We start from the raw sequence: 13,045 nt of genomic DNA on the forward strand, positions 1-13,045 counted from the left end.
AATCTGTGGATACCAAACGCGCTGTGGACAACTCAATCACTCCGGAGAGTGACGATCTTCCCCATCGGTGCCCCGCTCCGGCCCGCCCGGCAGCGGGAACCGCCGCTCGTTGCGGTCGATCTTCGCCGACAGCGCGGCCAGCACGTCGATCCCCAGCACGTCGCAGAACTGGAGCAGATAGGCCAGCACGTCCGCGACCTCGTCCTCGACCCGCGCCGCCGTCTCCGCGTCCGCCATCACCCGGTCCGACTGCTCGGGGGTCAGCCACTGGAAGATCTCGACCAGTTCGGACGCCTCCACGCTGAGCGCGCTGGCGAGGTTCTTGGGGGTGTGGAAGGGCCGCCAGTCGCGCGCCGCCGCGAAGTCGGCCAGCCGGCGCCGGAGGGTCTCGATGTCCAGGTTCTCGTCGCTCACTCCCCCAGGTCTACCACCGACGCCCCTTTAGCCTCGCCGGCCGCTTCCCCTCCCTCCAGCCCCACCGCACCCACCAGCCTGATGTGCCCCCGCTCGCACATCCGTGACGCGAGCCCCAGCAGTTCCCGTGTCTGCCGCGCGTCGAGGCAGCGGTCGAGGCCGTCGGCCAGGACGGTCAGCACCTGCCGGGCCTGGAGCACCTCGGCGGCGGGATCCACCGCCAGCACCCCGGGCCCCGTCAGCAGCACCAGGCACAGGGCCAGATAGCGCAGCTCACCGTCGCCCAGCCGCTCCAGCGGCGTCACCGCGCCCGCCCGCCCCGCCAGCACGGCCCGGACCAGGCCGCCCTCCAGGCCCTGCACGGCGAGCCCCTCCACCGACCCCCGGCACCCCGCCTCGGCCGCCGCGACCAGCAGGGAGTGCCGGGTGCCGCACTCGTCGCGGGTGCGCCCCAGCACCGCGGCGACGTTGTCGCACGCGCCGCGCAGCCGCCCGTCGCGCACGGCGGCCGGGCCCCGCATCAGCTCCGGGCGCGGATCACAGGGGAAGACCGAGCGCAGGGCGACGACGACCTGTTCGGCGGCGTCGAGGACCATGCGCTGCCCGGCCGTCTTGCCGGCGACCCGCAGCGGCAGCAGCGCGGTGCCCAGGCGGTCGTCGGGCAGCGGGGCGCGGGTGACGGGCACGGAGCCGGCGGTGTGCCAGGCGGCCTCGACACGGGGCCGGCCCGGGTCGCGCAGCGCGGTGGACAGCAGCGTGCGGCCCGAGCCGGTCAGCCGTTCGCCGACGACCCGCAGCTCGGGCTCGGCCTGCACGGCGACATCCAGCAGGACCGGGCCGGCCGGCCCGTCCACGGTGCAGCCGATGCGGAACCCGCGCCGCCCCTGGGCGTCGGGCCGCGCGGTGTGCGGGACGCAGGCCGCGGCGCCGCCGGCCACCGGGGTCAGTGCCTCGTGGAGGCTGTCGCCGCCCGCGAGCCGGGCGAGCGCCGCGTAGGCCTGAAGGGCGCTGGACTTGCCGCTCCCGCTCGCGCCCCGGAAGAGGGTCATGGGACCGAGCGGGAAGACGGCGTTGCGGTGCGACTTGAAGGCGGAGAGCCGCAGCTCGGTCACGGTGGGGCGCTGGGGTCGGGTGGCGGCGTCCATGCCGGCGACCGTATGCGCCGCCCGGTCAACCGAACCGTTTCAGCTGATCACTCTTCCTACGATCGGGGTATCCCGCGGCCACCTCCGTCCCTTCGGGCGCGAGCAGGAAGACGTTGGTGTCGACCCGGTGCATGCCGCTGCCCAGGCCGAAGACGACACCGCTGGAGAAGTCCAGGATGCGCTTGGCGACGTCGGAGTCGGCGCTCGTGAGGTCCAGCAGCACCGGGGTCCGCGCGATCAGGTGCTCGGCGACCTCGCGCGCGTCCGCGAAGACCTGGACGCGCAGCACGACCATCCGCCGGCGGTTCTCCTTGGGCTTCTCCTCGGGAAGGGCCCGGTGATCGGGCCAGGACGGCCATGTCTGGTGCCCGCGCAGCGGGACGACCTCGGCCAGTCCCTCCCACTGCTCGTCGGTGGCCTCGGACCGGTTCACCGGATCACCCCTCCGGGGAACGTGCTGGCTATGTACATCCCACGATTCTAGGGACAAACACCCCCGTTAGGCCGAATGACACGCCCCGTCCGGCCCACCCGGACCGCGCCCCCGAGGGGTCGTCCCGCCCGACTCCCCTACCCGGGCGGCCTCTTCAGCATGTACGAAGAAATGTCCGGGGCCCCGTCGGCCTACCCTCGCAGCGGACCCTCGCACCGGACGAAGGGAGAGCGCGGATGACGGAGGACGGGCGGACGGCGGGGAGCGGAGGGGGAGGCGGGGAGCGGCGGCCCGGCCTGAGGGCGCTGGCCGACCTCGCCACACCGATGGCGGTACGGGTGGCGGCCACGCTCCGGGTGGCCGACCACATCGCCTCCGGGCGGCGTACCGCCAGGGAGGTCGCCGAGGCCACCGGGACCCACCCCGACGCGCTGGAGCGGTTGCTGCGCCACTTGGTGACGGTCGGTCTGCTCAGCAGGGACGACGCGGGCGACTACAGGGTGACGGAGTACGGGCAGCGGCTGCGCGACGACCACCCGGCGAGCCGGCGCCGATGGCTGGACATGGACGGCGCGATCGGCCGGGGCGACCTCAGCTTCGTCGAGCTGGCCCACAGCGTACGGACCGGCGAGGCCGCCTATCCGGTGCGCTACGGCACACCCTTCTGGGACGACCTCGCCGGCGCCCCCGCGCTCTCGGCGTCCTTCGACGCGCTGATGGGGCATCACATCGAGCTGGACCACGCCGGGGTCGCCGAGGCCTACGACTGGGCGGCCCTCAAGGAGGTCGTCGACGTCGGCGGCGGCAGCGGCGGCCTCGTCCGCGCGCTCCTGGCGGCCCACCCCGGGCTGCGCGGCACCGTCGTCGACCTGCCGGGTCCGGCCGACTCGGCGCGGCGGGCGTTCGCCGAGGACGGGCTGTCCGGGCGCGCCCGGGCCGTCGAGGGCAGCTTCTTCGACCCGCTGCCGGCCGGGGCGGGCGGCTACGTGCTCTCCGCCGTCCTCCACGACTGGAGCGACGAACCCGCGACGGCGATCCTGCGGCGCTGCGCCGAGGCGGCCGGCACCACGGGCGTCGTGCTCGTCGTCGAGGCCCTCGGCGCCGACGGCGAGTCGCCCAGCACGGCGATGGACCTGCGCATGCTCGCCTACAACGGCGGCCGGGAGCGCGGCCTCGGAGAGCTCCGCGCCCTCGCGGCGCGGGCGGGCCTCGCGGTGCGCGCCGTACGCCCGGCCGGCCATGTGTCGGTCATCGAGCTGGCCGCCGGGCCGGGCGCCTCCGCCACCGCCGGCTGACCGCCGGGACGGGCGCCCCGCCGCCGGGAACGGGGCGCCCGGGCCGTCAGCGGCCGGCGCCGGCCGGGACCGCCAGGTCGCCGGGGCCCGCCGCTTCCTCCGCCTCCGGTTCCGGGACCGGGCGGAGGCTGTCGTGGACGTGGCCGGCCAGCGTGGCCACGGTCGGCTTGGCCCACAGGATCGTCGGCGGCAGGTCGAGCGCGTACCGGCGCTGCAACCGCACGCGGAGCGCGACGGTCATCACGGAGTCGACGCCGAGCTCGACCAGCGGCCGCTTCACCTCGACCGCCTCGACGTCGAGATTGAGCTCCGCCGCCACCTGCTCGCGCACGTCGGCGGTGACGAGGGCGCGCGACTCCTCCTCCGCGAGGTCCGCGAGGTCGGCGGCGAAGAGACCGCCGCCGCCCGTGGCCGTCCCCGTCCCGTCGGAGACGGCCAGCTCCCGGAACATCGGCAGCCGCGGGGTGTGCGCGGGGGTCGGTACGACGCGCAGGACGGCCTGGTAGTCGGACCGGAACCGGTCGCCGAAGGCCCACGCGCGCAGCGCCTCCGCCGCCGAGACGGCCTCCAGGCCGCGGGAGTTGGCCTCGAACATGGTGGTGTCGATGTCCGCCGACATGCCCAGGCCGCGCCACGCCGTCCAGCCGAGGCTGACGGTGTCGCCGTACCCCGCGGCGTTGCGGTGCGCGGCCAGCGCGTCCAGGAAGGAGTTGGCCGCCGCGTAGGCCGCCTGCCCGGAGAGCCGGGCGAACTGGCCGCACGAGGAGAACAGCACGAAGAAGTCGAGGCTCCCGGGCGGGAAGAGCCGGTGGAGCACCAGCGCCCCGCCCGCCTTGGGGGCGAACACCTCGCGCAGCCCGTCCGGTTCGACCTTGTCGACCAGGGCGTTGCGCACCACGCCGGCGGCATGCACGATCCCGCGCACCGGCGGCAGCCCGAGCGCGCCCGGGGCCAGCGCCGCCGCCACCTGCCGGGCGTCGGTGATGTCGAGTTCGAGCACGGTCACCGTCACGCCCAGCGCCTCCAGGGCGAGCACGCCGTCGATACGGCGCCGGGTCTCCGGGTCGTGGACGGCGTCCCACTCCGCGCGGTCGGGCAGTCCCCGCCGGCCGACGAGCAGCAGCCGGCGAGCGCCCCGGTCGGCCAGCCACCGGGCGGCCTCCAGGCCGAGCGCCCCCAGCCCTCCCGTGATCAGGACGGTGCCCGAGGGCGAGCAGCGCAGCGGCGGCTTGTCGGCGCTGCGCTCGATCCGGGTCAGCCGGGCGGCCAGCGGGCCTTCCGGGGCGAGCGCGACGACGTCCTCCCGGCCCGCGGCGCCGCGCAGGACCTCCAGCAGCCGGTGCCCGGTGGACTCGTCGAGCCCGTCGCCGGGCAGGTCGACGGCACCGCCCCACAGTTCGGGGTGGTCGCCCGCGATGATGCGGGAGGCGCCCCACAGCGGTCCGTGCGCGACGGACCGCTCCTCGCGGGCCGCGCGGACGCCTCGGGTCAGGCACCACACCCGCTGCGGGGCGAGCCCGCCGCCGGCGTTGGCCTGGATCTCGGCGACGCGTTGCACGACACGGATCAGCTCCCAGGACGCCCGCTGGGCCGCCTCGTCCAGCGGTTCGCCGGGCCGGGGCGGCGCGGGGACGACGAGGATCGCGCCGGGGCGGTCGAGCAGCTCCGGCCGCAGCCCGGTGTCCGGCTCGGCGCCCGTACGGACGCAGGGCACCCCGGCGGCCTCGAGCACCTCCGCCGGCGGCGCGGTCTCCGCCGCGTCGCCGACGAGGAGGACGCGCTCCACGACGGCGGCAGCGGCCCCGGCTCCGGAGGCGTCACCACTGTCCTCACCGGTCAGCGGCCTCCAGACCACCTCGTGCACCAGGTCCCTGGGCAGTACGGCGGAGCCGAGGTGCTCGACGGCGGCGAAGCGCAGCCCGGTGACCTCGCAGACGACGTCGCCGTGCTCGTCCGCGACCCGGACGTCGACCGTGTCGTGCGGCGAACGGGGCGAGCGCGAGCTGTGCACGACGATCCTGGCGGGCGGTTCGCCGTGCCAGGCCACCCGCTCGATGGAGCTGGACATCCACAGGACGGAGGCGTCACCGGGGGCGACCACCATGGCGCTGATGGTCAGCGCGCCGTCGACGACGTGTGCCCAGCTGGCGGCCCGCCGGGCGGGCGCCGGCTCGATGGTCAGGACGGCGAGCTGCTCGTGCTCGTCGTGGCGCAGCTCGTCGAGGTCCCAGGGGAAGGCGTAGCCCTCCACACCCATGCGCGCGAACATCTCGTCGGCCCCGGTCAGCGAGCCCTCGGGCAGGCGCGCGCGGAGCGCCGTGAGGTCGACGCGGCCGGCCGGCGGCGGGGCGCCCGGGTCGAGGGAGGCGGTGGTGTGGGTGATCCACTCGTCGCCGTCGTCCGCCGCGCCGTCGTCGGCGATGCGGGTGGCGAGCGCGAGCGACCTGCCCTCGCGGACCACCTGCACCACGCGGGGCGGCTCGACGGCGAGCGGCGTGCGGAGCACGATGCCGGTCAGCGCGGCCGGCCCGTCGTCGCCGGAGGCCTCGGCGAAGGTGTTGATGATGGAGGCCGCCGGGGTGACCTCCACGCCGACGAGGCCGTGGCTCTGCGGGTACGGCCGGGTGGCCATGTCGAGGCGGGTCTGCCAGACCTGGCGGGCCGGCGAGCCGCTGACGCTCATCCGGCCGCCGAGCAGGCTGTGGCGCTCGGGGTCGTGCCCGCCGCCGGGACCCGCGTTCCCGCCCTCCTCCGGGAAGATCCAGTACGGGCGGTGCTGCCAGACGGTGGCGGGCAGCGGGAGGACGTCCCCGGCGCCGTGGTCGCGCGTCCAGTCGACGGCCGCGCCGTGGCAGTGGAGTTCGGCCAGCGCGCCCAGCAGGGTCGCGACGTCGCCGGCACCCCTGCGGAGGGTGCCGGTGACGACAGAGTCGTCGATACCGGCGTGCAGAAACGTTTCACGGATCGAGTGGGCCACCACAGGGTGCGAGGAGAGCTCCAGGAACAGCCGGTGGCCGTCCTCCAGCGCCGCCCCGACCGCCCGGTCGAACCGCACCGGGCGGCGCAGGTTCGCCACCCAGTAGGCCCCGTCACGGGCGGCGTCCGACCGGGGGTCGTCCAGCGCGGTGGTGTAGAGGGGGACGGCCGGCGGGCGCGGGACGAGCCGGTGCGCGGCGGCCCCGACCTCGCCGGCCACCTCGTCCACGTGCCGGCTGTGGAAGGCCACGTCGGAGTCGACGGCCCGGGTCCAGATCCCCGCCTCCTCCCACTCGGCCGCGATCCGGCCGACGGCCTCCCGGTCGCCGGAGACGACCGTCGCGCCCGGGTCCGCCGCGATCGCCGCCTCGACACCGGGCACCCCCGCCAGCCGGCGCCGGGCCTCCTCGAACGGCAGGCCGGCCATCGCCATGGCGCCCCGCCCCTCCAGGCGTTGCAGCGCGGCCGCCCTGCGGCACGCGAACCGGGCGGCCTCCTCGCGGTCGAGCGCGCCGGCGGCCACGGCGGCGGCGATCTCGCCGACGGAGTGCCCTATGACCGCCGCGGGCTCCAGGCCGTGGGCGCGCCACGCGGCGTCCAGGCCGGTCTGGACGGCGAAGGTCAGCGCCTGGACGTGGGCCGCCGTCCAGGGGCCACCGGTGGTCAGCGCCTCGCGCGGCGTCCAGCCGAGCTCCTCGCGGAAGACGCCGGCGAGCGCGTCGATCGCCGCCGCGAACGCCGGCTCGTCCGCCAGCAGTTCCCGCCCCATGCCGGACCACTGGGCGCCGTGCCCGGAGAAGACCCATACGACCCCGTGCTCCGCGCCGGGCCCGGTCCGCCCGGTGGCGACGCCGGCCCCGGTCCGCCCCTCGGCGAGGTCGCGCAGCCGCGCGGTCAGCTCCCCCGCGTCGGCGGCGACGACCGCGGCGCGCTGCGCGAGGTGGGAACGGCGCAGGGCCAGGGTGTGCCCGACGGAATCCAGGTCGACGGAATCCAGGTCGACGGAGTCCGGGCCGGCCGAGCCCATGCCGCCGGAGTCCAGGCCGGCCGAGTGCAGGTCGACGGCGTCCAGGTCGACGGACCCCGGTTCGGTGCCGGTGCGGCCGGCCAGCGCGTCCGCCAGCGCCCGTAGTCCGGCCTCCGACGCGGCGGACAGTGGGAACACCCGGGGGGTACGGGCCCGGGCGGCGTCCCGTGCGGGCGCCGGCCGCCGGGGGCCGGCCGGGGCCTCCTCCAGCACGACGTGGGCGATGGTGCCGCCGACGCCGTAGCTGGAGACGCCGGCCCGGCGGGTCCGGCCGCCGGCCGGCCACGGGAGCGGCGCGTCGACGAGACGGAGGCCGCGGGTGGTGCCGCCGAGGTCCGGGAGCGGGTCCTCGTGGAGGCTGGGCGGCAGCTGTTCGTGCCGCAGGGCGAGGACGGTCTTGATGACGCCGGCGATCCCCGAACCGCCCTCCACGTGGCCGATGTTCGGCTTCACCGAGCCGATCAGGCAGGGGCGCTCCGGCGGGCGGCCGGCGCCGAAGACCGCGGCCAGCGCGGCGATCTCCTCGCCGTCGCCGACGGGGGTGCCGGTGCCGTGCGCCTCGACGTAGTCGACGCCGGCGGGGTCGATGCCGGCCCGCTCGTAGACCTGGCGCAGCATGTGCTCCTGCGCGGCCCCGTTGGGTGCCATCATGCCGTCGGACCGGCCGTCCTGGAACAGGCCGCTGCCGCGTACGACCGCCTGGACGGGGTCGTGCGCGCGGAGCGCGTCGGAGAGGCGTTTGAGGACGACGACTCCGGCGCCCTCCCCCCGGCCGTATCCGTCGGCGCTCCGGTCGAAGGCCTTGCTCCGGCCGTCGGGGGACATCGCCCCGGCACCGTGGAGGGCGACGTTCAGCGCGGGGGTGGACATGATGTTGAGGCCGCCCACGATCGCCAGCGGGGTCTCCCCCTCCAGCAGGCCGCGGCTCGCGAGGTGCAGGGCGGTCAGAGAGCCCGCGCAGGCGGTGTCGACGGCCATGCTGGGGCCGCGCAGGTCGAGGAAGTAGGAGACGCGGTTGGCGATGCCGTAGAAGGTGGTGCCGTTGACCGCGTAGGCGCCGGTGAGGGGGATGTCCTCCAGGAGCCGGCGGCCGTAGTCGTTGGAGTTCGCGGCGACGTAGACGCCCGTGTCGGTGCCGCGCAGGGAGAGCGGCGGGATGCCGGCGTCGGCCAGGGCCTCCCAGGCGAGTTCGAGCATGAACCGCTGCTGGGGGTCGAGGAAGTCGGCCTCCCGCGGGGAGATCCCGAAGAACTCCGCGTCGAAGCCCTCGATGTCGTCGAGGAAGGAGCCGCGCCGGACGGTCGACCGCAGGACGGCGGTGGCCCGCGGGCCGGCCGAGGCGTAGGGCCGCCAGCGCTTCTCCGGCATGTCGCCGACCGTGCTCCTGCCCTCGGCGAGGAACGTCCAGAACGCCGCCGGTGAGGAGAGGTCGGGGGCGAACCGGCAACTGGTGCCGATGATGGCGATTGCTTCGTCGGATGCTGCTTTGTCCGTCAAGTCCTCGCTCCTGTTCGGTTCACCGGGCGGCACGGCGCGCACCGGGCCGGCGTTCGCCTGCTCCGGCGGCCGTGTCCGCGGCGGCGTCCGGCCCCTGGCCGTACGTCGTGTCCGTACGCCGTAAGGGCTCTCGCGAGGGCGGGCCGCCCCACTGAGCGACAGGTTCGGCTTCCCGGGGACCGTCTGACAACTTCCGCCGTGCGGCTTCACCGGGCGCTCGGCGATAGAGCAATCGCCGAGACGACGGGGGCGGGCGGCGTCCCTACGCTGCCGGGGGACCGCGTCCCGTCACCGTCAGGAGCTCACGCCATGCCCGAGTCAGCGGTAACTCCCCCGCGTCCCCCCGCCGTTCCCGAGCGGGCGCCCGGCGTCGTGCCCTGGCCGGCCGACGCGGCGGCCCGGTACGTCGCGAAGGGCTACTGGGAGGGGCGGTCGCCGGGGTCGCACCTGGCCGATGTCGCGCGCCGGACGCCGGACGCGGAGTGCCTCGTCGACGGCGACCTCCGGCTGACCTTCCGCGAGCTCATGTCCCGCGCCGACGGGGCGGCGACGCGGCTGGCCGCGCTGGGCGTCGGCCCGGGCGACCGCGTCGTCGTCCAGCTGCCGAACCGCTGGGAGCACGTGGTCCTCTCGGTCGCCTGCTTCCGGCTGGGCGCCGTGCCGGTGTGGACGCTGCCGCAGCACCGCCATCACGAGCTGTCCGGCGTCGTGGCGCACGCGCGGGCGAAGGTCCTCGTCGTGCCGGGCGTCCTCAAGGGGTTCGACCACCAGGCGATGGCCCACGCGATCGCCGGGGCGGCCGGCGGGGGCGTGCGTGTCGTCGTGGCGGGCCCGGACGTGAAACCGGGCGGCATCCGGCTGGACGGGCTGTGCGCGCCCGCCGAGGACCCCGCGGCCGCGGCCGCCGCGCTCGACGCCCTCGCGCCCGGGGACGGCGGCGGGATCGCGACGCTCCTGCTGTCCGGCGGGACGACCGGGCTGCCCAAGCTGGTCGCCCGCGGCCACGACGACTTCGTCTACATGATCAAACGGGCGGCGGAGATCTGCGCGTTCGGCCCGGACACCGTCTATCTCGCCGTGCTCCCGCTCGGCCACGGCTTCGCCAACGCCGGCCCCGGCGTGCTGGGCGCCCTGCTGTCCGGGGGCCGGGTGGTCGTCGCGGACTCCCCGGCCCCCGCGGCGGCGTTCGCGCTCGTCGAGCGGGAGCGGGTGACCGCGACGTCCGCCGTCCCGGCGGTCGTCCTGCGCTGGCTGGCGCACCGCGAGGAGCACCCGGACGCCGATCTCGGCTCGCTGCGGCTCCTCCAGGCCGGTGCCGCGCGCCTCGCGCCCGAGGCGGCGCGGCGGGTCCGCCCGGTCCTGGGCTGCGCCCTCCAGCAGGTCTTCGGGATGGGCGAGGGGCTGCTGTGCCTCACCCGCCTCGACGACCCGGACGAGGTGGTCCACCACACGCAGGGCCGGCCCATATCGCCGGACGACGAGATCCGCGTCGTCGGCCCGGACGGCGAGCCGGTGCCGCCCGGGGAGCCGGGCCTGCTGCTCGCCCGGGGCCCGTACACCGTCCGCGGCTACTACGACTCCCCCGCCGTGGACGCGGTGGCGTTCACGCCCGACGGCTGGTACCGCACGGGCGATGTCGTGCGCGTGGGACCGGGCGGCAATCTGATCGTGGTGGGCCGGGAGAAGGACGTCATCAACCGCGGCGGCGAGAAGATCACCGCCGAGGAGCTGGAGGACCTCGCGCTGCGCGCCGAGGGGGTGGCGCAGGCCGCGGCGGTGGCGATGCCGGACCCCGAACTGGGGGAGCGCGTCTGCTTCTTCGTCGTACCGTCCGGCGCCGGCGGGGCGACCCTGGCGGACGTGCGGGAGGTGATGCTCGCCGCCGACGTGGCCGCGTTCAAGCTGCCGGAACGGCTCTTCATGGTGCCGTCGCTGCCGCTGACGCCGATCGGCAAGGTCGACAAGAAGGCACTGCGGGCCGAGGCAGCCCGGCGGCTGGCGGAGGAGGGGGCGGAATCAGCGGCGGCGGACGGTGAGCACGCAGAGACCGGACGGTGAGCACGTATAGAGATGTGGCTGCCGGTCCGGGCGACGCAGAATCGTCCGCACGCGCGCGGAGAGGGGTCGGAGCATGAACGTTCCTCCGCACGGGACGGACCTCGCGACGCCGGTGGCCCCCCTGTCGTCGCACGCCGTGCTGGTCTTCCTCGGCGCGACCCTGCTGCTCCTGGGGCTGGCCCGGCTGCTGGGGTCGCTCGCCCGGCGGGCGGGCCTGCCCGCCCTCACCGGCGAGCTGGCCACCGGGGTGCTGCTGGGCCCTAGCCTGCTCGGGCACCTGGCGCCCGGGGTCGCCACCGGCTTCCTGCCCGGCCCGGCCGAGCAGACCCACCTCCTGGACGCCGTCGGCCAACTCGCCGTGCTGCTGCTGGTCGGCGTCACCGGCACCCATCTCGACGTCCGCGTGCTGCGCGCCCGGGCCAAGGCGGCGACCCTGGTGAGCCTGTTCGGGCTGACGATCCCGCTGGGGATGGGCGTGGCCCTCGGCCTGCTGCTGCCCCTCCCCCGGGCGGACGGGCCGGACCGCTGGGTGTTCGCCCTGTTCCTGGGGGTGGCCATGGGTGTCACGGCCATCCCGGTCATCGCCAAGACCCTCACCGACCTGCGCATGGTGCACCGCACCATCGGGCAGCTCACGCTGGGCGCCGGGCTGATCGACGACGCGGTGGGCTGGCTGCTGCTGTCGGTGGTGTCGGCCGCGGCGACGTCCGGTGTCACCGGCGGCGGCGTGGGCCGGTCGGTGCTCCTCCTCGCCGCCTTCGCCGGCTTCTCCGCCACCGCCGGACGGGCCCTGGTGCGCCGCGTCATGGAGCGCGCCGCGCGGCATCCGGAGCCGGGCACGGCCGTGGCCACCGCCGTCGTCCTGGTGCTGGCCGGCGGCACGCTGACCCACTGGCTCGGCATGGAGCCGATCCTGGGCGCGTTCACGGCCGGCATCCTCATCACCGGGGCCCCATCGGCGCAGCCCCTGCTCGCGCCGCTGCGCACGGTCGTGCTGTCCGTGCTCGCCCCGCTGTTCCTCGCCACCGCCGGGCTGCGTACGGACCTCACCGAGCTGGCCCACCCGCCGACGGCGCTCGCCGCCTGCGCGCTGCTCGCCGTCGCCGTGCTGGGCAAGTTCGCGGGCGCCTACCTGGGCGCGCGGCTGGGCGGGCTGGACCACTGGGAGGGCCTGGCCCTGGGCGCCGGCATGAACTCCCGCGGCGTGGTCGAGGTGATCATCGCGATGACCGGGCTGCGCCTGGGGGTGCTGGGCACCGCCGAGTACACCATGGTCGTCCTGGTCGCCGTCGCCACCTCGCTGATGGCCCCGCCACTGCTCCGGCTGACCATGCGTCATGTGGCCCGTACGGAGGAGGAACGGCTGCGCCTGCTCGACCACGAGTCGTGGCTCGGGCGGCCGGCCGGGCCCCGTACGGCGGACCGGGCGGCCCCGCGTCCGGGCGGCGGGGCATGAGCAACCTGGAGTATGGATTCCGCGGTACCGCAGCGCGGACGATCGGCTGACCGACGTCAATCGTGGAGGACGCACCCATGCCACACATCGCGGTGGATCCCGAGAAGCCCGGCATCATCGGCCTGTTCGCCTTCCGGCCGGAGACCGCGAAGCCGCTGGGCGAGCTGGTGGAAACGCTGCTGCGCGGCCCCAACTCGCTCAGCCGCGGAGAGCGGGAACTGATCGGCTCCGTGGTGTCGCGGAGCAACGACTGCGCGTTCTGCGCCCAGGCGCACGGGGCGTTCGCCGCCGCGCAGCTGGAGGGCGGCCAGGACCTGGTGGCGCAGGCCCACAAGGACATCGAGAGCGCCCCGGTCTCCGACAAGCTCCGGGCGCTGCTCCGGATCGCGCTGGCCACCCGGGACGGCGGCAAGTCCGTGAGCGCCGAGCTGATCGAGGGCGCCCGCGCCACCGGCGCCACCGAGACCGAGATCCACGACACCGTGCTGATCGCGGCCGTCTTCTCCCTCTTCACCCGCTACGTCGACGGGCTGGCCACCGTGGCCCCGGACGCGCCGGAGTGGTACGCCGGCGCCGCGCAGCAGCTGATCCAGCTCGGCTACCCCGGCCTGGCGGGTGGCCCCGGGGGCCGGTGACCTCACAGGGAGCACCACCGCCGGGGGCACGGCATCCGGCCGTGCCCCCGGCGCCCCGGCTCACCGTTCACGCCACCCTCCCGCTCATGCCACCCGCCGCTCACGCCGT

At 75.9% G+C, this 13,045-nt stretch carries 8 protein-coding genes; 4 read left to right on the top strand and 4 right to left on the bottom strand.

Going from position 1 to position 13,045, the window contains the following annotated elements:
• Positions 1-36: 36 nt before the first annotated feature.
• From AC07BS_RS13325 to AC07BS_RS13335, 3 genes are read right to left on the bottom strand one after another with little or no spacing between them, the layout of a single operon-like run.
• Positions 37-414: a nucleotide pyrophosphohydrolase gene (locus AC07BS_RS13325; RefSeq protein WP_478640733.1), complete on the bottom strand. Its 378-nt coding sequence runs from the start codon at positions 412-414 to the stop codon at positions 37-39.
• The gene (locus AC07BS_RS13330; RefSeq protein ID WP_478640736.1) at positions 411-1,559 is read right to left on the bottom strand and encodes an AAA family ATPase; all 1,149 of its coding nucleotides are present in this window, start codon (positions 1,557-1,559) and stop codon (positions 411-413) included. Before AC07BS_RS13330 ends, AC07BS_RS13325 begins: the two co-directional genes overlap by 4 nt.
• 25 nt (positions 1,560-1,584) lie before the next feature.
• Complete coding sequence (locus AC07BS_RS13335; RefSeq protein ID WP_478640738.1) at positions 1,585-1,992, bottom strand: cell division protein SepF; 408 nt, start codon at positions 1,990-1,992, stop codon at positions 1,585-1,587.
• 236 nt (positions 1,993-2,228) lie between these two features.
• On the opposite strand from AC07BS_RS13335, the gene AC07BS_RS13340 reads away from it, so the two are divergent.
• Entirely contained in the window at positions 2,229-3,287 is a 1,059-nt protein-coding gene (locus AC07BS_RS13340; protein WP_478640741.1) for a methyltransferase, read from the top strand.
• 46 nt (positions 3,288-3,333) lie between these two features.
• Here AC07BS_RS13340 and AC07BS_RS13345 read toward each other — a convergent pair whose 3' ends face one another.
• Positions 3,334-8,787 (bottom strand): type I polyketide synthase, encoded by a 5,454-nt coding sequence (locus AC07BS_RS13345; protein ID WP_478932069.1) that lies wholly within the window; start codon positions 8,785-8,787, stop codon positions 3,334-3,336.
• Positions 8,788-9,096: 309 nt separating this feature from the next.
• Here AC07BS_RS13345 and AC07BS_RS13350 point away from each other — a divergent pair, with 309 nt between their 5' ends.
• The 3 genes from AC07BS_RS13350 to AC07BS_RS13360 all read left to right on the top strand — a co-directional run bounded on the left by AC07BS_RS13350 (position 9,097) and on the right by AC07BS_RS13360 (position 12,936).
• Positions 9,097-10,845, top strand: coding sequence for a (2,3-dihydroxybenzoyl)adenylate synthase (locus AC07BS_RS13350; RefSeq protein ID WP_478932071.1), 1,749 nt, complete (start codon positions 9,097-9,099; stop codon positions 10,843-10,845).
• 73 nt (positions 10,846-10,918) lie between these two features.
• The gene (locus tag AC07BS_RS13355) at positions 10,919-12,301 is read left to right on the top strand and encodes a cation:proton antiporter (protein WP_478932073.1); all 1,383 of its coding nucleotides are present in this window, start codon (positions 10,919-10,921) and stop codon (positions 12,299-12,301) included.
• A gap of 77 nt (positions 12,302-12,378) precedes the next feature.
• Complete coding sequence (locus tag AC07BS_RS13360) at positions 12,379-12,936, top strand: carboxymuconolactone decarboxylase family protein (RefSeq protein WP_478640751.1); 558 nt, start codon at positions 12,379-12,381, stop codon at positions 12,934-12,936.
• Positions 12,937-13,045 lie beyond the last annotated feature (109 nt).

The organism is Streptomyces sp. NPDC044063 (assembly GCF_056434285.1).